The 24,262-nt window shown below is 34.2% G+C and carries 23 protein-coding genes; 11 read left to right on the forward strand and 12 right to left on the reverse strand.

Features of this window, described 5'->3' with window-relative positions:
- Positions 1-20 precede the first annotated feature (20 nt).
- Genes P178_RS0100825 through P178_RS0100845 form a run of 5 tightly spaced genes read left to right on the forward strand, consistent with a single transcriptional unit; the run spans position 21 to position 4,862 of the window.
- Positions 21-2,201, forward strand: a complete 2,181-nt coding sequence (locus P178_RS0100825) for a B12-binding domain-containing radical SAM protein (protein WP_027064453.1) — start codon at positions 21-23, stop codon at positions 2,199-2,201.
- A gap of 16 nt (positions 2,202-2,217) precedes the next feature.
- A complete protein-coding gene (locus P178_RS0100830; protein ID WP_027064454.1) occupies positions 2,218-2,739 on the forward strand; it encodes a GNAT family N-acetyltransferase in 522 nt (173 codons plus the stop codon).
- Positions 2,739-3,218 (forward strand): GyrI-like domain-containing protein, encoded by a 480-nt coding sequence (locus P178_RS0100835; protein ID WP_027064455.1) that lies wholly within the window; start codon positions 2,739-2,741, stop codon positions 3,216-3,218. The genes P178_RS0100830 and P178_RS0100835 overlap by 1 nt, the downstream gene beginning before the upstream one ends.
- Positions 3,215-4,498 (forward strand): MFS transporter, encoded by a 1,284-nt coding sequence (locus tag P178_RS0100840; protein WP_027064456.1) that lies wholly within the window; start codon positions 3,215-3,217, stop codon positions 4,496-4,498. The genes P178_RS0100835 and P178_RS0100840 overlap by 4 nt, the downstream gene beginning before the upstream one ends.
- Positions 4,476-4,862, forward strand: a complete 387-nt coding sequence (locus P178_RS0100845; protein WP_036145441.1) for a DUF4345 domain-containing protein — start codon at positions 4,476-4,478, stop codon at positions 4,860-4,862. The genes P178_RS0100840 and P178_RS0100845 overlap by 23 nt, the downstream gene beginning before the upstream one ends.
- A gap of 12 nt (positions 4,863-4,874) precedes the next feature.
- On the opposite strand, the gene lptB is transcribed toward P178_RS0100845, so the two are convergent.
- Genes lptB through P178_RS0100865 form a run of 4 tightly spaced genes read right to left on the reverse strand, consistent with a single transcriptional unit; the run spans position 4,875 to position 7,859 of the window.
- Complete coding sequence (gene lptB, locus P178_RS0100850) at positions 4,875-5,615, reverse strand: LPS export ABC transporter ATP-binding protein (RefSeq protein ID WP_027064458.1); 741 nt, start codon at positions 5,613-5,615, stop codon at positions 4,875-4,877.
- A gap of 51 nt (positions 5,616-5,666) precedes the next feature.
- Positions 5,667-6,017: a carboxymuconolactone decarboxylase family protein gene (locus tag P178_RS0100855; RefSeq protein WP_027064459.1), complete on the reverse strand. Its 351-nt coding sequence runs from the start codon at positions 6,015-6,017 to the stop codon at positions 5,667-5,669.
- Positions 6,001-6,882: a twin-arginine translocase subunit TatC gene (gene tatC, locus P178_RS0100860; RefSeq protein WP_027064460.1), complete on the reverse strand. Its 882-nt coding sequence runs from the start codon at positions 6,880-6,882 to the stop codon at positions 6,001-6,003. The genes P178_RS0100855 and tatC overlap by 17 nt, the downstream gene beginning before the upstream one ends.
- The gene (locus P178_RS0100865) at positions 6,882-7,859 is read right to left on the reverse strand and encodes an SIS domain-containing protein (protein ID WP_027064461.1); all 978 of its coding nucleotides are present in this window, start codon (positions 7,857-7,859) and stop codon (positions 6,882-6,884) included. The genes tatC and P178_RS0100865 overlap by 1 nt, the downstream gene beginning before the upstream one ends.
- 172 nt (positions 7,860-8,031) lie before the next feature.
- Between P178_RS0100865 and recQ the strand changes: the two genes are divergently transcribed.
- On the forward strand, positions 8,032-10,242 hold the full coding sequence (recQ, locus tag P178_RS0100870) for a DNA helicase RecQ (protein WP_027064462.1): 2,211 nt from the start codon (positions 8,032-8,034) through the stop codon (positions 10,240-10,242).
- 89 nt (positions 10,243-10,331) lie between these two features.
- On the opposite strand, the gene P178_RS0100875 is transcribed toward recQ, so the two are convergent.
- From P178_RS0100875 to P178_RS0100890, 4 genes are all read right to left on the reverse strand, one after another.
- Positions 10,332-11,642: a carboxypeptidase-like regulatory domain-containing protein gene (locus P178_RS0100875; protein ID WP_051638130.1), complete on the reverse strand. Its 1,311-nt coding sequence runs from the start codon at positions 11,640-11,642 to the stop codon at positions 10,332-10,334.
- Between the two features lie 105 nt (positions 11,643-11,747).
- On the reverse strand, positions 11,748-12,494 hold the full coding sequence (rluF, locus tag P178_RS0100880) for a 23S rRNA pseudouridine(2604) synthase RluF (RefSeq protein ID WP_027064464.1): 747 nt from the start codon (positions 12,492-12,494) through the stop codon (positions 11,748-11,750).
- A gap of 22 nt (positions 12,495-12,516) precedes the next feature.
- The gene (locus tag P178_RS0100885; protein WP_027064465.1) at positions 12,517-13,644 is read right to left on the reverse strand and encodes a serine hydrolase; all 1,128 of its coding nucleotides are present in this window, start codon (positions 13,642-13,644) and stop codon (positions 12,517-12,519) included.
- A gap of 15 nt (positions 13,645-13,659) precedes the next feature.
- Complete coding sequence (locus P178_RS0100890; RefSeq protein WP_027064466.1) at positions 13,660-13,899, reverse strand: hypothetical protein; 240 nt, start codon at positions 13,897-13,899, stop codon at positions 13,660-13,662.
- A gap of 268 nt (positions 13,900-14,167) precedes the next feature.
- Between P178_RS0100890 and P178_RS0100895 the strand changes: the two genes are divergently transcribed.
- From P178_RS0100895 to P178_RS0100915, 5 genes are all read left to right on the forward strand, one after another.
- A complete protein-coding gene (locus tag P178_RS0100895; RefSeq protein ID WP_231500492.1) occupies positions 14,168-15,007 on the forward strand; it encodes a peptidyl-prolyl cis-trans isomerase in 840 nt (279 codons plus the stop codon).
- Entirely contained in the window at positions 14,976-16,439 is a 1,464-nt protein-coding gene (locus P178_RS0100900) for a peptidylprolyl isomerase (protein ID WP_036145445.1), read from the forward strand. The genes P178_RS0100895 and P178_RS0100900 overlap by 32 nt, the downstream gene beginning before the upstream one ends.
- Positions 16,440-16,444: 5 nt before the next feature.
- Positions 16,445-17,398, forward strand: a complete 954-nt coding sequence (locus tag P178_RS0100905) for an AAA family ATPase (protein ID WP_027064469.1) — start codon at positions 16,445-16,447, stop codon at positions 17,396-17,398.
- Between the two features lie 186 nt (positions 17,399-17,584).
- Entirely contained in the window at positions 17,585-19,858 is a 2,274-nt protein-coding gene (locus tag P178_RS0100910; RefSeq protein WP_027064470.1) for an aconitate hydratase, read from the forward strand.
- Between the two features lie 79 nt (positions 19,859-19,937).
- Positions 19,938-20,492, forward strand: coding sequence for a TlpA family protein disulfide reductase (locus tag P178_RS0100915; RefSeq protein ID WP_027064471.1), 555 nt, complete (start codon positions 19,938-19,940; stop codon positions 20,490-20,492).
- A gap of 27 nt (positions 20,493-20,519) precedes the next feature.
- On the opposite strand, the gene P178_RS0100920 is transcribed toward P178_RS0100915, so the two are convergent.
- Genes P178_RS0100920 through P178_RS0100935 form a run of 4 tightly spaced genes read right to left on the reverse strand, consistent with a single transcriptional unit; the run spans position 20,520 to position 24,184 of the window.
- Positions 20,520-20,966 carry a sterol desaturase family protein gene (locus P178_RS0100920; protein WP_027064472.1) on the reverse strand — a complete coding sequence of 149 codons (447 nt, stop codon included), beginning with the start codon at positions 20,964-20,966 and terminating at the stop codon, positions 20,520-20,522.
- On the reverse strand, positions 20,966-21,805 hold the full coding sequence (locus P178_RS0100925) for a phytoene/squalene synthase family protein (protein ID WP_027064473.1): 840 nt from the start codon (positions 21,803-21,805) through the stop codon (positions 20,966-20,968). The genes P178_RS0100920 and P178_RS0100925 overlap by 1 nt, the downstream gene beginning before the upstream one ends.
- Before the next feature lie 7 nt (positions 21,806-21,812).
- Positions 21,813-23,270, reverse strand: a complete 1,458-nt coding sequence (locus P178_RS0100930; RefSeq protein ID WP_027064474.1) for a phytoene desaturase family protein — start codon at positions 23,268-23,270, stop codon at positions 21,813-21,815.
- A gap of 14 nt (positions 23,271-23,284) precedes the next feature.
- On the reverse strand, positions 23,285-24,184 hold the full coding sequence (locus P178_RS0100935; RefSeq protein ID WP_027064475.1) for a MerR family transcriptional regulator: 900 nt from the start codon (positions 24,182-24,184) through the stop codon (positions 23,285-23,287).
- Positions 24,185-24,262 lie beyond the last annotated feature (78 nt).

A 24,262-nucleotide genomic window follows, 5' to 3' on the forward strand; every position in this document is an offset into this window, starting at 1 on the left:
CATTGTTCTAAAATAGCCTTGTGAAAGACCTTCTTCTAATTACACCACCTTTTACCCAACTAAATACTCCGTACCCAGCAACGGCATACATTAAAGGGTTTTTGAATACAAAGGGTATTTCTTCTTTTCAGTCCGATTTAGGTATTGAGGTTATATTATCACTATTTAATAAAAGTAACTTTCAGCAACTATTCGAAATGGCTTTTGAAGCAGATGCTATTGTTTCTGAAAATTGCCAGAGAATATATGCCCTTCGTTATGATTATTTGAAGATGTTAGATGCGGTTATTCTGTTTTTACAAGGAAAGAATGATACGCTGGCAAGACAGTTGTGTACCGATAATTTTTTGCCGCAAGCTTCACGTTTTCAACAACTGGATGATTTAGAGTGGGCTTTTGGTAATATGGGTATGCAAGATAAAGCCAAACATTTGGCAACCTTATATCTTGAAGATTTATCTGATTTTATTGTCGAGTGTATTGATCCTAATTTTGGTTTCAGTAGATATGCTGAAAGATTAGGTAGAAGTGCCAATTCATTTGATGAACTTTACAATCACTTAAATAATGCACCTACTTTTATTGATGAGTTAACACTGAAATTATTAGCAGAACAAGTAGAAAAGGTTCAGCCTAAACTAGTATGTTTTTCGATACCTTTTCCGGGTAATTTATATAGTGCTTTTCGCTGTGCTCAGTTTATAAAAGTAAATTATCCTGATGTGAAAATTGCTATGGGTGGCGGATTCCCAAATACAGAATTACGCAGCCTTACCGATGTTCGTGTTTTTGAATTCTTGGATTTTATTTCGTTAGATGATGGAGAACTTCCTTTAGAACTTGTTCATCAATTTGTAATAAATGGCGAAGGAGAATTGAAACGCACTTTTATCTTAGAGGATAACCAAGTAGTTTATAAAAATAATAGTAGTCAACCAGATTATAAACAGCAAGATATTGGTACTCCAGATTATGCTGACCTGCAATTAAGTAATTATATTTCAGTAATTGAAATTGCCAACCCAATGCATAGTTTATGGAGCGATGGTCGTTGGAATAAACTCACCATGGCGCATGGTTGTTATTGGGGTAAATGTACTTTCTGCGATATCTCTTTAGATTATATAAAGATATATGAACCTGTTGCGGCAAGTCTTTTGGTAGATTGTGTAGAAACTTTAATAGAACAAACAGGTGAATCTGGTTTTCATTTTGTAGATGAAGCAGCACCGCCTTCATTGATGAAAGCTTTTGCGTTAGAAATTCTGAAAAGAAACCTGACCATTACCTGGTGGACAAATATTCGTTTTGAAAAAAACTTCACCCAAGATTTATGTTTTTTGCTAAAAGCATCTGGTTGTATTGCTGTTTCTGGAGGATTGGAAGTAGCATCAGACCGTTTACTGAAATTGATTGATAAAGGTGTTACAGTTGAGCAAGTTGCCAAAGTGACACGCAATTTGACCGAATCTAATATTATGGTGCATTCGTATTTAATGTACGGCTACCCGACACAAACGGTACAAGAAACGGTAGATAGTTTAGAAATGGTGCGCCAGCTGTTTGAATTGGGAATTATACAATCGGGTTTTTGGCATCAGTTTGCATTAACAGCGCATAGTCCTGTAGGTCTTAATCCTGAAGATTATGGAGTAATTCCAGATTTAAAACAAATCAGCTTTGCTAATAATGATATTGACTTCAAAGATAAAATTGGTGTAGATCATGGTAAATTTAGTTATGGTCTAAAAAAATCACTTTTCAATTTTATGCACGGTATCGGGTTTGATATGAGTTTGCAAGAATGGTTCGATTTTAAAATACCTACGTCAACAATAGCTCCAGATTATATTTATAATTGCTTAGAACAAGAATTGGTACTGAATACAAAACCTACTGCTAAAGTAGCTTGGATCGGTGCAATGCCTATGACTAGTGAACGTGTAAAGAAGAAGAAAGGAATGACTTGGCAACAACTAGAATTAAGCTTTCATACTAAGGTTAATAAGTATGAAATAACAGTGGATAAGGACAAAGGAGAATGGTTACTTTCTAGTTTGGAAAAATTAAAACCTGCCAATAAACTAATAAGTTACGGTCAGTTAAAAAAGGATTACGAATCTCAATTACAAGATTTTGAACTTTTTTGGTACTCAAAGCAAATAAGTGGTTTGCGTGAGCACGGACTGTTGGTTTTATAATTTAAGTGAATTAAACATGATAGTTGAAAATATTAGTTTAGAGGAAATTGATGAAGTTTTCAACTTATACAACATTGCCTCAGCATATCAGAAAAGTAAGAAATCTGTAGTAGTCTGGCCTGAATTTGATAGGGATATGGTTTCTGCTGAAATAACCGAACAAAGTCAGTTTAAATTGGTCATTGATAATGAGATTGCTTGTATCTGGGCCATTACTTTTTCTGATGCTCAAATATGGGTAAAGAGAAATGAAGACCCAGCCATTTATATTCATCGTATAGCCACAAATCCAAATTTTCGTGGTCATAATTTTGTCGCTTCGATTGTAGATTGGGCAAAAGAATATGCAAAAATGCATGCTAAACAATTCATTCGTTTAGATACCATTGGGGATAACACCCGCTTAATTAAGCATTATTGCACTTGTGGTTTTAATTTTTTAGGCATGTTTAATCTGCCAAATGTAGATGAACTTCCACCTCATTACAAAGAAGGACCTGTTTGTTTATTTGAAATTGATTTAAAAAAAAGAGCGTAATGAAGCCAAGAATCGTTGAATTAAAATCGAAACAACTAGTAGGGTTAAATCAAGAAATGAGCCTAGTGGATAATAAGACTTTTGAACTTTGGAAAAATTTCAGGCAATGTAGTAAGGATATTTTAAATAAGTCGTCTCAAGACTTTATCTCGTTACAAATATATCCTAAAGGTTATTTTGAAACCTTTTCTCCGGCTAAAAGATTTGTAAAATGGGCTTGTGTAGAAGTAGATGATAATAAAAGTATTTCCACAGATTTTCAAAGTTTAAATCTAGAAGGCGGACTTTATGCTGTCTTCGATTATAAAGGTACTGCAGAAAGTGCCCCAGCTTTTTTTCAATATATTTATGGAGAATGGATTCCTAAATCAGATTATATTTTAGATGACCGCCCACATTTTGAAGTGTTAAGTGACAAGTACAAAAAAAATGACCCTGCCTCGGAAGAGGAGATTTGGATTCCGATTAAAGCAAAATGAAACAACCCGAAAAAGCGCCCTGGTATTACTTGATACTATTAATTTTAGCTGGAGAGAGCGTCTTTATTTTACCCTTTGTTTTACAGCGAGTATTTAGGCCTACGGTATTAAAGGTATTTGAGCTAGACAATGTGTCATTGGGACTTTGTTTTTCTGTTTATGGTTTTGTGGCATTGATATCTTATTTGTTGGGCGGACCTTTGGCAGATAAATATCAACCTAGAAAATTGATAGCTATTGCGTTGTGGATGACCGCCTTAGGTGGATTACTTTTTGCAACCTTCCCTGATTATTTAATGCTTCAAATATTATATGGGTTCTGGGGTTTTACCACTATTTTTCTTTTTTGGTCCCCTATGATAAAAGCCACAAGGGTTTGGGGCGGACAAAATTCTCAAGGTAAGGCATTTGGATTTTTAGATGGAGGTAGGGGATTGGTAGGTGCTCTTTTTGGAACTTTGGGAGTACTCGTTTTTGCTCATTTTATGTCGGCAGATTTAGAGGTGGCGTCCTTGCAAGAAAGTAGATTTGCCTTTCGTTATGTTATTTTAACTTCTTCAGGTATTGTAGCGGTTGTGGGTGTCTTGGTTTGGCTGTTTATGAAGCTGCCCGAGCATCAAGAGAAAGAAATTGTTGTTGATAGAATTACAACTTCACAAATTAAAGAAGTCCTTCGACTGCCATCCGTTTTATTATTAATGATTATTATTCTATGTGCTTATGTAGGATATAAAATCACTGATATATTTTCGCTCTACGCCCAAGATGTTATGTTGTTAGATGAGGTTGGTTCTGCGGAAGTAGGTACGTTCTTGTTATTTGCAAGACCGGTTGTAGGTGTATTTATAGGGATTGTGGCCGACCGTTCTAGACCAAGCTTATTTTTATTTATAGGCTTTGTAATTGCACTTATAGGTTCATTACTCTTTGCTTCTGCTATGGTTGCGAATGTTTCCTATTTTATATTTTTATTTTCTATAATGATTGTTGCATTAGGTGTTTACGCCATACGATCTTTATATTTTGCAGTAATGCAGAGTGGTAAAATTCCTTTAGTATTAACTGGTACTGCGGTTGGGCTTATTTCTTTAGTAGGATATACACCAGATATTTTTGCTGGTCCAGCAATGGGTTATTTACTAGATGCTTCACCAGGTTTAGAAGGACACCGACATGTGTTTTGGATGTTAGCCTTATTTTCATTTATTGGTGGTATAGCGGCATTTAGATATCTTCAACTTTATGGTAAACAATTCAATGACAATTCCAAAAAATCTTAATCTGGTATTATCCGGAATTATTGTAATTATTGCCGGATTCGTATATGGTGGTCATCCAACGGTTATAATGCCAGAACTTTTAGGGTTTGAGGTGGTAGACTTGGAATTGAAGAATATGTTACGTGCTGTAATGGGTATTTATTTGGGTGTAGGGCTATATTGGATAATAGCTGCTTTTAAACCCAAAATTTGGTATGGAGCAACAATGTGTAATGTGCTTTTTATGGGAGGAATTTCTTTTGGAAGAACAGTAAGTACAGTAGTTGATGGTATATCGCCACTATTTACACCTGCATTAATTCTAGAGCTATTGTTTTTTGGATGGGGATTATACAACCTAAAGAAGTACAAAGAAGTAATTTAAGTATATACTTTTTTAGAAATCTAACTTCTTTTTACGTAGTTCAAAGTTTTGCCCCAAGTAAACTTTACGTACCATTTCATCTGCAGCTAATTCTTCTGGCTCACCAGATTTTAATATACCGCCTTCGAACATTAAATAAGAACGTTCTGTAATAGCAAGCGTTTCCTGCACGTTGTGGTCCGTGATAAGAATACCAATGTTTTTATCCTTTAATTGCGCTACAATACGCTGTATGTCTTCTACGGCAACGGGATCTACACCGGCGAAAGGTTCATCCAATAAAATAAATTTAGGATCGGTAGCCAAGGCACGCGCAATTTCTGTTCTTCTTCGTTCACCACCAGATAATAAATCACCACGGCTCTTACGAATATGACCAAGACCAAATTCCTCAATAAGAGACTCCATTTTCATGTGTTGCTCTTTTTTGCTCAACTTGGTCAATTGAAGTACACTTAAAATGTTCTTTTCAATACTTAGCTTTCTAAAGACGGAAGCCTCTTGTGCTAAATATCCAATACCATTCTGGGCTCTCTTGTACATGGGAAATTTTGTAATCTCCATGTCATCTAAATAGATGCTGCCGCCATTAGGTTTAATTAGCCCAACAATCATGTAAAAGGAAGTTGTTTTACCAGCACCATTTGGTCCTAATAATCCAACGATTTCTCCTTGGTTTACTTCCAAGGAAATTCCTTTAACCACCCTACGACCTCTGTAGGACTTCATTATATTGTCGGCACGTAACTTCATGTTTTCAAATCTATTGGTTATTGGTCTGTTAGAAAAGTAATTAGGGATTTTTTAACCTTGTTGGTTTTCTAATTCTTCCCAATACTCATATGCTCTTCTTAAATGTGGAATAACAATAGTACCGCCTACCAATGTAGCAATACTTAAAGTTTCCATGACCTCTTCTTTAGAAACACCCTCATTATAAGAACTTTCTAAATGATACTTTACGCAATCGTCGCAACGAAGAACTGCAGATGCTACAAGACCTAATAACTCTTTTGTCTTTACATCTAAAGCGCCCGCAGCAAAAGCGTTGGTGTCTAGGTTAAATATGCGTTTTACAATCTTATTATTATCGGCCAACAACTTATCGTTCATCTTAGAACGGTAAGCATTAAATTCTTCAATTTGGTTTGACATTTCTATTTTTCTTTTTTTCTTTTTCAGCTTTTTTTCTTTCCTTTCTTAGTACCATGGCAGAAATAAAAATACTTACCTGGTATAAAATTATAACTGGTATAGCAACTATAATTTGACTTGTAACATCTGGAGGAGTAATTACTGCAGAGAGTATTAAAACAACTACCAAAGCAATTTTTCGGTACTTTTTCATTAATTCTGGAGTAACCAAACCTACTTTGGTTAAAAAGAAAATAATAATAGGTAGCTCAAATAAAATACCACAGGCAAGAACCGATATTTTTAGTGTACCTATATAAGAATCAAGGTCGAATTCGTTTAAAACCGAATCACTGACAACATAAGATCCTAAGAAGTTAATAGAAAGTGGTGCTACAATATAGTATCCAAATAAAACACCAATAAAAAATAAGATAGAAGCAATAAGTATAAACCCTCGGGAATTCTTACGTTCGTTAGCGTGAAGTCCAGGACTTATAAACTTCCACATTTCATATAGAATATAGGGAAACCCAATAATTACACCTGCCCAAATCGAGGTCCAGATATGGGCCGAGAATTGTCCACCCATTTCACGACTCTGAATTGTAAAAGGAAATTCATCGGCACAAAAGGAAGAATCTATTACGGTAAATGACTGGATTTTATTTAACCATGTAGCTACATCACAGAAAAAGCGATATGTTGGAAAATCCATGTTTTTAGGTCCGAAAATAATCGTATCAAAAATGAAACCCTTCATTAAAAAGGCAACACTTCCAATGATGACAACAGCCAAAACGGATCTAATTAGATGCCATCTTAATTCTTCTAAATGGTCGAGAAATGACATCTCGTTGTGAGGCGTGGAAGCTTTGGAACTCATTATAAAATACCTTCGTTTATTAAATTATGTAAATGGATAACACCCACATAAGTGTCATTATCCATAGCAAGTAGTTGAGATATGCCCTTTTTTTGCATGTGTTCTAAAGCTTTGATTGCTAGTGTATCAGCAGGTATGGTTTTAGGATTGCTGGTCATAATATCTTCTGCCGTCAAGCCTTTTATGTTGTCGTGCTTATTTAGCATACGCCTAATATCGCCATCAGTAACGATACCTACAACTTTTTCGCCATCTAGTACTGCTGTAACCCCTAACATTTTTTTAGAGATTTCTACAATTACTTTTTTGACTTCCTCGTCTTTTTGAACTTTAGGTACTTGATTTTTACTTACTAAATCAGCTACTCTTAAATACAGTCTTTTTCCCAAAGAACCGCCAGGGTGATATTTTGCAAAATCAGAACTACTAAATCCTTTTATTTCTAAGAGAACAATTGCTAGTGCATCTCCCATTACCAACTGTGCAGTGGTACTGGTAGTAGGTGCTAAACCATTGGGGCAAGCTTCTTTTTCAACATGAGTGTTCAAAATATAATCTGCTTGCTTTGCCAAAAAAGAATCGGTATTACCCGTCATGGCAATTAATTTATTCGTGCCTCTTTTTATAAGTGGCACCAACATTTTAATTTCCGGTGTATTACCACTATTAGAAATACATATCACCACATCGTTATCTTGAACTGTACCCAAATCTCCATGAATGGCATCACCAGCGTGCATGAAAATTGCAGGGGTTCCGGTTGAATTAAGGGTAGCAACAATTTTTGTTGCGATAATGGCACTTTTTCCAATACCGGAAATTATAACGCGACCTTTTGCGTCAATAATGCAGTTTACGATACTAGCAAAATCATCAGTTAAAAGAGAGGAAAGTTGTGCTATAGCATCACGCTCAGTTTCAATGGTTTTTTTCGCTAAGTCAATAATGGTGTCCGTTGCAATCAATCTATTATTCAAATTATGGATTGTATTCCTAAAAGAATGTATTATCTTTAAGATGACAAAATTAAACAAACTTAATTTTAAATGCCGATTATAGCATAATAATTTAGTAATGCCAAGCTAGGCAAATTGTAATTTTGTTCGCTTATGAATTTTAAAGTAAGTAGTGTCCCCTTAAATGTAAAATGTGACAGACAGTAAAGAATTTGACAATATCGATTTACATTCCTCTTTAAAAAAATATTTTGGATTTTCTCAGTTTAAAGGACTTCAAGAGGAAGTAATCAAAAATGTTTTACGACAGAATAATACGTTTGTAATAATGCCCACTGGTGGTGGTAAATCTCTTTGCTACCAATTACCGGCTCTTATGCAAGAGGGTACGGCAATAATTGTTTCTCCATTAATTGCCTTAATGAAGAATCAGGTAGATGCCATTCGTGGTATTTCATCTGAAAACGGAATAGCACATGTACTTAATTCCTCCTTGAACAAAGGGGAGATTAAGCAAGTGAAACAAGATATAACTGATGGTGTAACCAAGTTGTTATATGTAGCACCAGAGTCGCTAACCAAAGAAGAGAATGTAGAATTTTTGCGATCAGTAACTGTTTCTTTTGTAGCGGTAGATGAGGCGCATTGTATTTCTGAATGGGGTCATGATTTTAGACCTGAGTATAGAAATTTGAAATCTATAGTGGAGCGTTTGGGTGATAATATTCCAATTATTGGACTTACCGCCACCGCTACACCTAAGGTTCAAGAAGACATTATAAAAAATTTAGGTATTGGTGGTGCAAAGTTGTTTAAAGCTTCTTTTAATAGACCAAACCTGTTTTATGAAGTACGAACTAAAACAGAAAATATAGAGGCTGATCTTATTCGTTTTGTAAAACAAAACTCGGGTAAATCAGGAATAATATATTGCCTAAGTCGTAAAAAAGTAGAGGAGTTAGCACAAGTTTTACAAGTAAACGGTGTAAGTGCTGTTCCATATCATGCTGGTTTTGATGCTAAAACAAGGTCTAAATATCAAGATATGTTCTTGATGGAGGATGTTGATGTTGTTGTAGCTACAATTGCTTTTGGTATGGGAATCGATAAGCCAGATGTTCGTTTTGTAATCCATCATGATATTCCTAAGAGTATAGAAAGTTATTACCAAGAAACTGGTAGAGCTGGGCGTGATGGGGGCGAAGGGCATTGTTTGGCATACTATTCTTATAAGGATATTGAGAAATTAGAGAAGTTCATGTCTGGTAAGCCAGTGGCTGAACAAGAAATAGGAAACGCGCTGTTGCAAGAGGTTGTAGCATATGCAGAGACATCAATGTCTAGGCGTAAATTTATGTTGCATTATTTTGGAGAGGAATTTGACGATGTTAACGGTGATGGTGCCGAAATGGATGATAATACTAGAAACCCAAAAGAGAAAGAAGAAGCAAAAGAAGATGTCATTAAATTACTAAAAGTAGTTAAAGGCACTAGCGAAAAGTTTAAATCTAAAGAAGTTGTAAATGCAATTCGTGGGAAAACGAATGCCATCATTTCATCTCATAAAACCAATGAAAAAGAGTTTTTTGGAATAGGATCAGATAAAGATAAGAGTCATTGGATGGCATTAATACGTCAAACTTTGGTAGCAGGGCTCCTACGAAAAGAGATTGAGCAATACGGTGTTCTTCATTTAACTGAAAAAGGTAATGAATTTTTAGATGCTCCAGTGTCATTTATGATGACTAAGGATCATGTTTATAATGCTGAAAATGATAATGCAATTGTTGGTGCTGCCAAGTCTGGTGGTATTGCTGATGAGAAATTATTAAAGCAATTAAAGGATTTGAGAAAAGCGCAGGCAAAGAAATTAGATGTGCCTCCTTTTGTTGTATTCCAAGATCCTTCTTTAGAAGATATGGCATTGAAATATCCCATTACACACGAAGAATTATTAAATGTACATGGAGTAGGAGAAGGTAAGGCTAAAAAGTATGGTAAGCCCTTCTTGGCATTCATTAATACATATGTTGCAGATAATGAAATAATTAGACCAGATGATTTAGTAGTTAAAAGTACTGGAGCTAATTCTGCACTGAAGCTTTATGTAATACAGAACGTAGATAGAAAATTACCTTTGTCTGATATAGCATCCTCAAAAGGATTGGAAATACCTGATCTTATAAAGGAAATGGAACAAATTGTATACAGTGGTACCAAATTGAATTTGAACTATTGGATCGATGAAATTTTGGATGAAGATCAACAAGAAGAGATTCACGATTATTTCTTAGAAGCAGATAGTGATGATTTAGAAGAAGCTATGGCTGAATTTGATGGTGACTATGAAGAGGAAGAATTACGACTGTATCGACTTAAATTTATTAGCGAGGTAGCCAATTAAGTTTTTAGTTTGCTAGCATAGACATTTAAAAAATCCTTTTGTAATTCATAAGAATTACAAAAGGATTTTTTATTGCTATTTAGGAGTTTCTAACGTGCGGATGTGCCATTATTTGGTTTTTCTCTTCGCAGTTGCCTTTGAATTTTTTTAATTGCAGATTCAATTGATTTTTCTGGCTCTATAATATTGTATTCTCCCCAGAAATCTGGATCAGCAAAACCAATAGCTTCTTCACTTAAAATGATTGACGCTTTCATTCTGTCTTTAGACTTTGGTATGGTATTTTCTATATTTTTTTCCCAATCTGTAATCGCCATTTCACAACTCATACTATAGACGGAATTAAATAAACGTTTGTCCCAGTTAATTTTAAACTCTAATAATACGTTGCTGTAGCCATAATACCACTTTCCATCTTTTTCTCTATAATCTACTCGATAAGATACTTCTGTAGGCCATACCTCTGCATTCTTTGGTTTTCTACGTACAAACATTTGAGAAGCTAATTTTCTATCTGTTATATTAAGTGAGTAAATAGCACTAGTTAGAATTTTGTTTTCTGCATCTATATATAATTTGCCATTGTATAAGGGGTCAATAATTTCTGGTTTTTGTTTAAAGTCTATTACATATATCAATTGGTCATTTACACGGGTAGAGGTGTCAAACGAAAAATCATAATACCCCAATGTTTCTGGTGTAAAAATATAATTTGGATACTTCACCATATCAACGAATAAAGTGTTGAATGGACCTCCTTGAAGTTTTAGGGCTACAGTGTCTAACTTAGAATAATCTGTGCTCTTACGTGCCTTGTATAGTTCTAATGCATCTGTCTTATTAGATGAATAAGGAGTTTTATAAATATTTACAACAGCTTCAGAAAGACTAACATTAGTTCTTCTCTTTTTAATGGTCTCCCTATAAAACGCGGTCATTACCGTATTTTCATTTAAATAATTACTGCCTTTTTTATCTAAGGTTTCTCTAACCAGGACCTCCGCATCATTAGGAGCATCTATACTAGCTTCTGATAATGCCATAACAAATTCTTCCATGAAGATCTTATTCTTTTCGTTTTCCAATTCAGAAATAGAAATTTGCTTTGTTTTATAACCCAGAAAGCTGATAGTTAAATTATTGTTGATATATTCAGTAGGCACTTTCAATGAAAATTGACCTTCTGAATTAGTAATTGTGGTAACATTGGTATTGTCCACGGTTAGTGTTGCAAAGACTAAGGCTTTTTTGCTATTAGAGTCTAATACCTCACCAGTATACTCAGAATAATTAATGGTTTGCGCCATTAATGAAGTGGTTCCTGTGATTATAGAAATAAGAAGAATAAAACTATACTTTAAAGTATGGTTTTTTATGTGGTTTTTTTTCTCTTTTGACATAACGTAGCTTTTTATTTTAAAATAGTGATTTTTAATGAACTAAGCTACATTGTTGAGCTTTAATTATTTGTGTTGCCCATTTAAAAAAAATGAAAGGTTATTTGTCTACTGTTTTTCGCCGTCAAATGTTTTTGATGAGGAGCTTACCAGTCTATTAATTTCAGCTAATTCTTCTTCTGTTAAATCACGGTATTCTCCTACGGGTATATCTAATTGAACATTCATAATTCTAATTCGCTTTAATTTCTTTACCCTGTATTCCAAATACTCGCACATACGGCGAATTTGCCTGTTGAGACCCTGAGTTAAAATAATTCTGAATTGGTAAGTACTTACTTCAAAAACCTGACATTCTCTGGTTACGGTATCAAGAATAGGAATGCCTTTGCGCATTCTATTTAAAAAATCAATAGTAATAGGTTTATCAACGGTTACTAAATATTCTTTTTCATGATTGTTACGAGCACGTAAAATTTTATTTACAATGTCACCGTCATCAGTAAGAAAAATAAGTCCTTCACTGGGTTTATCTAATCTGCCAATAGGAAAAATACGTTTATGGTAATTTATGAAATCGATAATATTATCTTTTTCAACACCTGTATCTGTTGTACAAACTATGCCTACAGGTTTATTGAAAGCTAAGTAGGTAGACTTTCCTTTTGGTTCTTTTATTAGTTCACCATCAACTTTTACAATATCACCTGCCGTAATCTTAGTGCCCATTTCTGGAACTTCTCCGTTAATAGTAACTCTTCCTTGGTCAATAAGCTTATCTGCAGCCCTACGAGAGCAATAGCCAGCTTCACTTAGGTGTTTGTTAATTCTTGTTTTATTGGTGTTGTCTTGCATAGTCAGCTTGCTGTTTCTATTTTTATTTACGGTTTAATTCCTGATGATAGATTTCTCTACCCAATTGTGCCAAAAACGGAATTCCAATTTCTTCATATTCATAGGCATCATCATTAAAGATACCATCTTTGTTTACCAAAATAGTTGCGGTTAAAAGAAACTCTACGTTATTCTCTGTATCCTTTACGTACGCACAATCAGTAAGGGTGCCGTAGGCAAATCCTACTTTATTGTAAATTTCTAAATGCTCTGGTATATTTTCTTTAGTGTCGCCGTAAAGAAAAAACTTGCAGTAGCTATCATAATATGTTATTGCATCATACCCAGCCTTCTGGGGTACGGTATGCATTGCTTCTAATAGAAAATTCCTTTGTTCAGCGCTTATGTGAAAACGTTCTGTTTCCTCAAAATTATTAGGAAATAAAATTCTTTTTAATACATTATGTTGCGATGAAATTGGGTAATAGTTTTTTTGACTAAAATTAAAAGGAACTTCTACTAATTCCTCATTTTCATAATAACCTACTCCCTTTTTTATTTCTAGAAGCTCTAGTTCATCTGGGGTTTTGTTCAATATAAAGGAAGTAATGCCTGTAGTAGAATCATTAATATAAATAATTAAAGGTTTTGTTCTTAAGTCATCAGAACGATGTCCTAATCTATGTGTAATTCTAACAGGCGATATCCCTTTTTCTCTTAAATTTTGATTGATAGCTTCAAACCCTAAAAATTCGACCAATCTATTGTTGGCTAGATTGTCGCTTACAGCAAATATTTCAGATATATCTTTTGCGAATGTACTTTCAATAGTGTCACCTTCCACATAATACTTCGTTTGCATAGAAAGGCTGTCTATCTTATTTAGTTTTTCTAAAGCCAATACCGCTGTTGGGAATTTTACAGTGCTTGCGGGATAGAAATACATACTATCGTTAACCTGAAAATCATAGTCGGTAAAAATTACACTATCATTTTTTCTGTCTATTTGAGTGTATTTAATTTGAATTTGATAGTTGTCTATACTATCAACAACCCGTTTAATTTTTGCATGATCTGATGATAAAGCAACTTCAAGAAAATTAAGGTTTTGCTTTTGCTGAGAACATGAAGCTATGGCTACACAACATATGAAAAGTAAAAAAGGCTTCATGTCTATGTATTTTAATTAAGCCACGTAAACTTCACCACGGTGTGGCTTTAATAAATCTCTAACAGATATCATTTCTTTTTCTTCCACGACCATGAACGCAATGCTATACATGTCATTTATTTCTTTAAAACCGGTAATGTTAAGTTCGGTTTTTTCCATGGCTATAAATTCATTGAGGTGTTTAACATGGTGTTCTGCAGTTTTTAATGCTGCAGGACCTCTAAAATCCCAAATTAGTTTTATTTGTCGGTTCAAGAATAAGTGGTGTTAAATTATAAAAATCAATACACAAATTTACCTAAAAAACCTCAGTTCATACCCTATTTGGAACGAGATTACAATTTTGCAAAAGATCTAGTTTTAGTTCTTTATAAGGTATTTGTTATATCTTGTGTTCCTAAAATTCGTGTTAAGTAAATCAATAAGCATTTGCACACGAATAGGTTATTGCTATTTTTGCTCGATGTTTTTTAAGAAATCTAAATTTATATACCGCAAGTTTTACCCTTTAGCTAGTCTAGGGATGTTGACTATTTTGTTTATTTCGTGCGATGGTCTTTTTAAAAAAGATGAAGAAAAGAAAGTTATAGCTAGAGTAGGTGAGTCCTTTTTGTATCAAGAAGATTTGGCACCCTTACTTACAGAGAATATGACAAAAGGCGATAGTGCTTCTTTCGCTACCAATTACATTAATAATTGGGCTTCCAAACAATTATTACTTTCTAAAGCCAAAATCAATTTATCTGAAGAAAAGTTAGCGGAGTATAATGCATTGGTAGATGATTATAGAACGGAGTTGTATACCCGGGTTTATAAAGAAGCCTTGGTAACACAAGCTACGGATACTGTAATTACAGATCAGCAGTTGAATGAATTTTACGAGCATGCAAAAGAGAATTTTAAACTCAAAGAAAGAATCGCTAGAATTAGGTTTGTTGCATTGCCAAAAGGTTTTTTGGATCAAGATGAGGTTGGTAAGCGCTTAAAGAGATTTAAGAAAGATGATGTACGTTACTTAGATTCAATTGGTGTTCAGTTCAATAAATTGAATTTTAATGACTCTATATGGGTGCGTTACAGTAGAATATTCGAAGAAATACCCCCAATTACGGCTGACAATGCCAATAAGTACTTAAAAAACTCACAATTTTTTGAATTAGAGGATTCAATCGGGGTATATTTGGGGAAAATAGAGGAAACAAAGGATGTAAATGATATTGCACCTTTGACTTTTATTAAGCCTACAATAGAACAAGTTTTATTAAGTCGTAGAAAAATGGACTACCTACGCAAATTAGAAACTGAATTATTAGATGAAGCAATCAAGGATAATGAATTTGAAGTTTTCGAAAACAAAAAATAGTATTTATATCGGGGCAGTATTACTGTTCTCAAGTGTAGTAACAGCACAAGATTCTATACCAACTGTAACGGATAATCAAGAAGAACCAATGGAAGCCGTTGCGGAAGCTGCTCCAGTAAAGAAAGACTCTTCAATTAATTTCAAGAGAATAAAATTAGATGGTATCGCTGCAGTAGTTGGGGATTACGTAATCTTAGATTCTGATATTGAAAAAACACTTATTGACCTTAAAAGTCAAGGAGCTTCGACGGAAGATATTACCCATTGTGGACTTTTAGGTAAGTTGATGGAAGATCGTTTGTATGCAAACCAGGCGGTTCAAGATAGTATTTTGGTATCTGACGATGAGGTAAATGCTACTGGTGATCGTCAATTACAGTCTTTAGTTCAACAAATTGGTTCTATGGACAAAGTCTTGAAATACTATAAAAAGGAAGACGAAGCGAGCTTTAGGGAAGAGTTATATAAGATTAACAAACTGCGTATGCTTTCTGAGCGTATGCAACAAGATATTATTAAAGAGATTGAAATTACACCTGAAGAGGTTCGTCAATTTTTTAATAAAATACCACAAGATGAACGCCCAGTATTTGGTGCAGAATTAGAGATAGCTCAAATTACAAAAGAGCCAGAACCTTCTGAAGAGGAAAAACAAAAAGTTGTAGATAAACTTAATCAGATAAAAGCTGATGTTGAAGATAATGACGCTAGTTTTAGTGTAAAGGCTATTTTATATTCTCAAGATCCAGGTTCAAAATCTAAAGGAGGGTTTTATAGTATAACTAAAGAGACTGGTTTTGATAAGAAATTTAAAGATGTTGCTTTTAGTTTAAAAGAAGGTGAAGTTTCTGAGCCTTTTGAAACTACTTTTGGGTATCACATTATTTTCATAGAAAAAATTAGAGGTCAAGAATTAGATTTAAGACATATATTAATTCAACCAGAAATATCTCAAAGTGTTTTGGATGCTGCTAAGGCAGAATTGGATACTATTCGTAAGAAAATTATTAATGAGGAATTTACGTTCGCAGAGGCAGCTTTAAATTTTTCTGATGAAAAGGAAACAAAATTCGATGGTGGGCTTTTACGTAACCCTGTGAATTTCGATTCTAAATTCGAATTAACAAAGATGGATCCTACTTTGTACAATCAGGTTCAGAATTTGAAGGATAATGAAATTACATATCCGGTACTTGAACAAGACCAAAGAGGTGGTGCGCCAAAATATAAGATACTTAAGATTACCAATAGGTATGATGAGCATGTAGCTGATTTCTCAAAGGATTATACTAAAATTCAAGAATTGGCGCTTACTGAAAAGAAATACAACGCCATCAAGAAATGGATGGACAAGCATATTAAAGATACCTATATTAGTGTTAATGATCAGAACAAAGATTGTGAGTTCGCTAATAATTGGGTAAAAGAATAAAAAATATGTCAGACGTTGCAGCAATAGAACGCCTAGTAATAAAACATGCTGAGCTTAAGAAAGAAATAGCCAAAATTATTGTAGGTCAAGATGAGGTTATTGAACAGATTCTGCTTTCTATTTACACGGGTGGACATTCATTGCTGATTGGCGTACCAGGCTTGGCAAAAACGTTAATGGTAAATACTATTGCCCAAGCGTTAGGTCTAGATTTTAAAAGAATACAATTTACTCCGGATTTAATGCCAAGTGATATACTTGGTAGTGAAATTTTAGATCAGAACAGAAATTTTAAATTTCTAAAGGGACCTATATTTTCCAATATTATTTTGGCAGATGAAATTAATAGGACTCCTCCAAAAACGCAGGCCGCATTATTAGAAGCCATGCAAGAGAGAGCTGTTACTATTGCTGGTCACCAACATAAATTAGAATTACCGTATTTTGTTTTAGCAACACAAAACCCAATTGAGCAAGAAGGAACATATCCTTTGCCAGAAGCTCAGTTAGACCGTTTTATGTTTGCAATTGAATTGAAATACCCTACAATTGCAGAAGAAATTCAAGTAGTTAAGAATACTACGGCAAATATCAAGCAGGTTATTAATCCGCTTTTCAATGCCCAAGATATTATTGCTGTTCAAGAATTGGTAAGACGAATTCCTGTTGCCGATAATGTTGTGGAATATGCCGTAAAATTGGTAAATAGTACAAGACCTAATTTAGACTCCGCTTCAGACTACGTAAAACAGTATTTAGATTGGGGAGCGGGACCAAGAGCATCTCAAAACTTAATTTTAGGTGCTAAGGCCAATGCTGCTATACATGGTAAATTTTCTCCGGATATAGAAGATGTACATGCCGTTGTAAAAGGTATTCTTCGTCATCGTATAATTAAAAATTACAAGGCAGAAGCAGAAGGTATCACTGAAGAGGATATCATAGATAAACTGCTTTAATTTTCACTTCTTTTTTTTATTTTTTTGAGGGCAAATTGTGATAATAGTCACTTTCTGCCAAGTGCTGTTGTATATACTAGCAAGGCATATTTAATAAAAAGCGATTAATCATACTTATTTAATTTTAATTGCGTTATAGATTTTCTTAAATTTACAGAATTGCGCTAACTTAAAATTAGATAAAGAATGGCATTTGATATTGATATGATTAAAGGAGTTTACGCCAATATGGCTAAACGTGTTGACGAGGCTAGGAATATTGTAGGGAAACCACTTACCCTTTCTGAGAAAATTTTGTATTCACACCTTTGGGATGGAACACCATCTAAAGCATTTACAAGAGGAAAAGATTACGTTGATTTTGCTCCGGATCGTATTGCTTGTCAAGATGCAACTGCACAAATGGCCTTATTACAGTTTATGCAAGCTGGTAAGCCAAAAGTAGCAGTGCCAACTACAGTACATTGTGATCACTTGATCCAAGCTAAAAGTGGTGCTACTGCCGATTTAAAATCTGCAAACACTACAAGTGCCGAAGTTTTTGATTTCTTAGAATCTGTTTCTAATAAATACGGAATCGGTTTTTGGAAACCAGGAGCAGGTATTATTCACCAAGTTGTATTGGAGAACTATGCTTTTCCAGGAGGAATGATGATCGGTACTGATTCTCACACTGTAAACGCAGGTGGTTTAGGTATGGTTGCTATTGGTGTTGGTGGTGCTGATGCCGTTGATGTTATGGCAGGTATGGCATGGGAGCTTAAATTTCCAAAATTAATAGGTGTTAAGTTAACTGGAACTATTTCTGGCTGGACTGCACCAAAAGATGTTATATTAAAAGTTGCCGAAATTCTTACTGTAAAAGGTGGAACAGGAGCAATCGTTGAATACTTTGGTTCAGGAGCTAAATCTTTATCATGTACTGGTAAAGGAACTATCTGTAACATGGGTGCTGAAATAGGAGCTACAACTTCTACTTTTGGTTATGACGAATCTATGGAGCGTTATTTAAGAGCTACCGATAGAGCTGACATTGCAGATGCTGCAAATCAAGTTAAAGAACATTTAACTGCAGATCCTGAAGTATATGCTAACCCAGAACAATATTTCGATGAGGTTATAGAAATTAACTTATCTGAATTAACTCCATTATTAAACGGTCCTTTTACTCCAGATTTATCTACTAAAGTTGGTAGTGATATGACAGAGAAAGCTACTTCTCATGAATGGCCTTTAGCTGTTGAGTGGGGATTGATCGGTTCTTGTACAAACTCTTCTTACGAAGATTTATCTAGAGCTTCATCTATTGCACAACAGGCTATTGATAAAGGAATTAAAATGAAAGCGGAATTAGGAATTAATCCTGGTTCTGAACAAGTACGTTATACTGCAGCTCGTGATGGTATTCTTGGAATATTCGAGAAATTGGATGCTAAGATATTTACTAACGCGTGTGGACCATGTATTGGACAATGGGCACGTTACAGTGATCCGAAAAATGCACCAAAGAACAGTATAGTTCACTCTTTCAACAGAAACTTTGCTAAGCGTGCAGATGGTAACCCAAATACACATGCTTTTGTTGCATCACCTGAAATTACAGCTGCAATAGCTATATCAGGTAGATTAGATTTTAATCCGATGACGGATAAATTAATCAATGAAAAAGGTGAAGAGGTAATGTTCGATGAGCCAACTGGATGGGAATTACCTCCTAAAGGTTTTGAAGTAGAAGATGCAGGTTATCTTGCTCCTGATGCAGATGGTTCAGGTGTATCGGTAAAAGTTGCTACAGATTCAGAGAGACTACAATTATTAGAGCCATTTACTCCTATAAAAGATGAGAGTTTAATGGGGGCTAAATTGTTGATTAAAGCATTTGGGAAATGTACAACGGATCATATTTCTATGGCAGGACCATGGTTACGTTTCCGTGGACATTTAGATAATATTTCAAATAACTGTTTAATTGGTGCTGTAAACGCATTTGGACATAAGACCAATATGGTTAAAAACCAATTAACAGGTGAATTTGGTGGTGTTCCAGATACTGCACGTGCTTATAAAGCTGCAGGTATAAGAAGCATCGTTGTTGGTGATCATAACTATGGTGAAGGATCTTCAAGAGAACATGCTGCAATGGAGCCTCGTCATTTGGGTGTTGCCGCTGTAATTGTTAAGTCGTTTGCACGTATTCACGAAACTAACCTTAAAAAGCAAGGTATGTTAGGTTTAACTTTCGCAAATGAAAGTGATTATGACCTTATACAAGAAGATGATACATTTAACTTTATTGATATTGCAGAATTTGCACCAGACAAACAATTAACCGTTGAGGTTGTTCATGCCGATGGTAGTAAAGATGTTATTAAAGTAAACCATACTTATAATGCCGCTCAAATTGGATGGTATAGAGAAGGTTCTGCTTTAAATGTTATTAAGAGAGAAAATGCTTCTTAATTTCAATAAGTAAAAATTAGTGAGAAAAACTCCTGATATTATTCAGGAGTTTTTTAGTTTTAACCCCTATCTGACTTTTATGAAGAGACAAACAGTTTTTACCTTATTGATTATTGCTTTTGTACTTTCTTTTTTTGTTACCCCTTTGGGTGATTACAGCAAAATTATACTCAACAGGGTCTTCGCAACATCTCCTACTATTATTACGCCAGAAAAAAGAGGAAAGATTGCGGACTATGATTGGAAGTTGAAAAATGAAAATTGGAAATTCATAAATTTTGAGGAAGCAAAAGGTAAAGTAGTCTTCATCACTTTTTGGACTTCATGGCATATGCCTTCTCAGGCACAGTTAAAAGACGTTCAGTACCTTTTTGATACGTATGGGGATAAGATGAAGTTCTATGTAATTACGAATGAAGAAAGAGCTCCTGTAGAGCTTTTTATGAATGAGCAAGGCTATACTTTCCCAGTTACCTATCAGATTATTGGAGAACCAAGCCCAATCTCATTGCTAAAACCGCCAGGATCTTATTTAATAGATAAAGACGGTTCAATAATAATTCACCAAAATGCCATAGCAGACTGGGACAATGAGAAAATTAATAATCTATTAAACGAATTAATTTCGGAGTAAGCGACTTAATCAAAACCGAATAGGGTGTTATTTTTTAAAGTATTTAAACGGTACGAATAACATTCCAAAACATTCTCCATCTCCTTTGCCCAAGTGCTTATGATGCATTTTATGGGCTCTTCTAACACCTCTACTATACCAGTTATTTGCATTTCTGAACAATTTAAAACGTTGGTGAATAAAGATGTCATGTACTAAGAAATAAGCGATTCCGTAGGCTAAAATTCCGAATCCTAAAGGGTAACCATACCAAAAACCTGTAGTACCCGCATAAAATAAAGACATGCTTACAATCGCATAAAAGATGAAGAACAAATCGTTTCTTTCAAACCAAGAGTCGTGGTCCTTCTTGTGGTGGTCTTTATGAAGACTCCATAAAAAACCATGCATTACATATTTATGCGTAAACCACGCCATGAATTCCATGAACAAAAAAGTTCCTAGAAAAATCAATATTCCAATAACTATATCCATTATACTAAGTTCATTTTAAATTTAACGTAAGAACGCGCTAGTAACCCAAATTTTTGATAATTAGGTACTCTAATTCGTGCGTTTTTAATTTCTAAAGATGGTGTGCTCTGCAGTTTCTTTAATAACTTATAATAGTATTTATAAGCTGTATATACTCCAAATTTGGCTTCGGTTGGTAAACCGATAATGCCTTCGTACCCTTTTTTAAAATCGGATTTTATTTCATCAACTATTCGTTTTTTTGAATTTTCGTCAAGCTCCTTTAAATTGGTATTAGGAAAATAAGATCTGTTCAATTCCTCAAAATCAGCTTTTACATCTCTTAAGAAATTTACTTTTTGAAATGCAGAGCCTAGTGCCATTGCAGATTCCTTCAACTTATCATAAGCTTCAATGTCCCCTTTTACAAATACTTGAAGACACATTAAACCAACTACATCTGCAGAACCATATATGTATTCTTTGTATTCAGCATCGGTACGGTAAATATTCTTTACCAAATCCATTCGCATGCTTTTCATAAATGAATCAACCAAATGCTTAGGGATGTTGAATGTATGATAGGTTTGTTGAAATGAGTTTAAAATTGGATTTAAACTAATTTTATCACGAAGAGAAGCTTCTAGTTCTTGCTCAAATTTATCAAAGAGTACTTCCTTATCATAATCATGAAATGTATCTACGATTTCATCCGCAAAGCGAACAAAACCATAAATATTATAAATATGACCGCGTATAGATGAATGTAGCATTTTAGTTGCTAACGCAAAAGATGTGCTATATCTTTTAGTTACAATTTTACTGCACTGGTACGAGACTTGATCAAAAGTATCTTTCATAGGTAAACTAATTATCTTTTATAATTAATTCTGACACTAATTTCCCAGATATTAGTGCGGGTGGCACTCCTGGACCAGGTACAGTCAGTTGTCCTGTAAAATATAAATCAACTACTTTTTTACTTCTTAAATTGGGTCTTAAAAATGCTGTCTGGGTTAGCGTATTAGCCATACCATATGCATTTCCTTTATATGAGTTATATCTTTCTACAAAATCATTAACACAAAATGTTTCCTTGAATATAATATTATTTCTAATGTCTTGATCGGTTCTTTTCTCAAAGCGGTCAATAATTATATCAAAATATTGATTTCTTAATGCCTCTGTATCTTCAAGAGCAGTTGCAATAGGCACTAGAAAAAATGCTGTTTCACAACCTTTGGGCGCCATGCTTTCATCTGTTATAGATGGAAAATTTGCATAGAATAACGGATTTGTAGGCCATTTAGGGTCATCATAAATTTCTTGTGCATGTAATTCAAAATCGGTGTCAAAAAATAAATTGTGATGTTCTACATTTTTCAGCTTGGTGTCAAATCCAATATAAAAAAGAAGGGATGAAGGGGCAAATACCTTTTTATCCCAATAACCTTTGCTATATTGTTGGTGCTTTTCTTCTAGTAAGCTTTCTGAGTGTTGATAATCTGCTCCACTTAAAACTACATCTGAAGTATGAATTTTACCGTTACAAGAAACACCTATTGCCTTACCATTATCTACTAATATTCGTTCTATTGGTGAATTTGTATGTATGGTTACACCTAGCTCTTTAGCCAGACTTTCCATTGCTTTAATAACCTCGTACATACCACCTTTAGGATGCCATGTGCCCAAACCAAAATCGGCAAAGTTCATAAAATTATAGAACGACGGAGTTTTACTAGGTTTTGCGCCAAGAAATAACACTGGAAATTCTAATGTTGATACCAATTTCGGATTTTTAAAGGACTTACGTACTTGCGAGCTAATAGTTTTAAAAAACTGATCAACTTTTAAAATTGTTTCTTTAGTTACTAATTCTAAGGGAGAAAGCCCTGGTCTTAAAACAACTTTGTTGATGGCAATGTCATAATTTTCTTGCGCCTTATCAATGAATTTTTTTAGTGCTTTTGAGCTCCCTGGTTCTATTCTTTCAAATTCTTCACAAATTTTGTTCATACTATCACCAATAGTGATAACATCATCTGAAAAGAAAATTTTGTAGGCAGGACTCAGCTTATCTAGTTGATAATAGTCTGATGTTTGTTTATTGAAATCGGCAAAAAACTTATCAAAAATATCTGGCATCCAATACCAGCTTGGACCCATGTCAAAAGTGAATCCATCTTTAATAAATTGAGAGGCACGGCCACCTACAGATTCATTCTTTTCAAAAATAGAAACATCCCAGCCGTCCTTTGCTAAGTAACATGCTGCTGATAATGACGAGAAACCAGAACCTATTACAATGCAATTCTTCTTCATGTATTTCTGTGAGATTATAAATTGTTTACCAAATTATCGATAGAAGTAAATGTTCTACAAAATTTTGGTTTTGTAGCTTCATCAATAAAATTTGTTTGTCGGCCTAAAAGCCAAATATTAGGGTTGTTATAGTTGGCTACCACCGCTTTAAAGTCTTCTAAGTATTTGTTAACCCTATCTTTTTCTGGAAAAACCGTAAAATATGATACGAAATAGATGTCATCAAAATATTTTAGAACATCTTCAAGATTTTCCATAGGTATTGTTGGACCTAGGTAAATACATTTATATCCCTTAAGGATGATTTCATAATTGATATATAATAAACCAATATCGTGAATTTCATTTTCAGGTAAAAACGCTACAAATACCTTATCCTTTTTAGTAGGCTCTAAATGTTGAAGCTTTTCTGTATTTATTAGAATTTTCTGTTTTATAAGACTACTCATAAAATGCTCGTGAGCAGGACTAATAGTATCTGTTTGCCATAAAAGACCTAATTCGTTCAATAATGGAACAAATGTCTCTTTGAAAATTTCCCTAAAAGAACTTTCACTTAATAAAGCATTGTACGTATTAAAAAACATTGTCTGATCAAAATTGACCATTGCTAGTTTAAAAGCATTTATAGCTTGACTCTTATGACTGTGTTTTGCTACAATTTCACGAACTACATACGGAATATCTTTATCAGATATCTTAGCGATTTTTGAAATTTTGTGACCATTGTTATACAACAAGGTAACATTAAGTAACTTTTGCAAACTAGCGAGGCTATAAGTTCTAATGTTAGTGTCCGTACGCTCAGGCGATAAAAGATTATATCTTTTTTCCCAAATTCTAATGGTGTGTGCCTTAATACCAGAGAGGTTTTCTAAATCTCTAATACTAAACTGCTTTTTTACATTGTTCATGTTTTCTGAAAAAGGATTAAACAAATCTACAATTTATTGAAATGCTTATCACTACCAGAAAGTTAAAATTATCAAAAT

The organism is Maribacter sp. Hel_I_7 (assembly GCF_000688315.1).
GTDB lineage: Bacteria > Bacteroidota > Bacteroidia > Flavobacteriales > Flavobacteriaceae > Maribacter > Maribacter stanieri.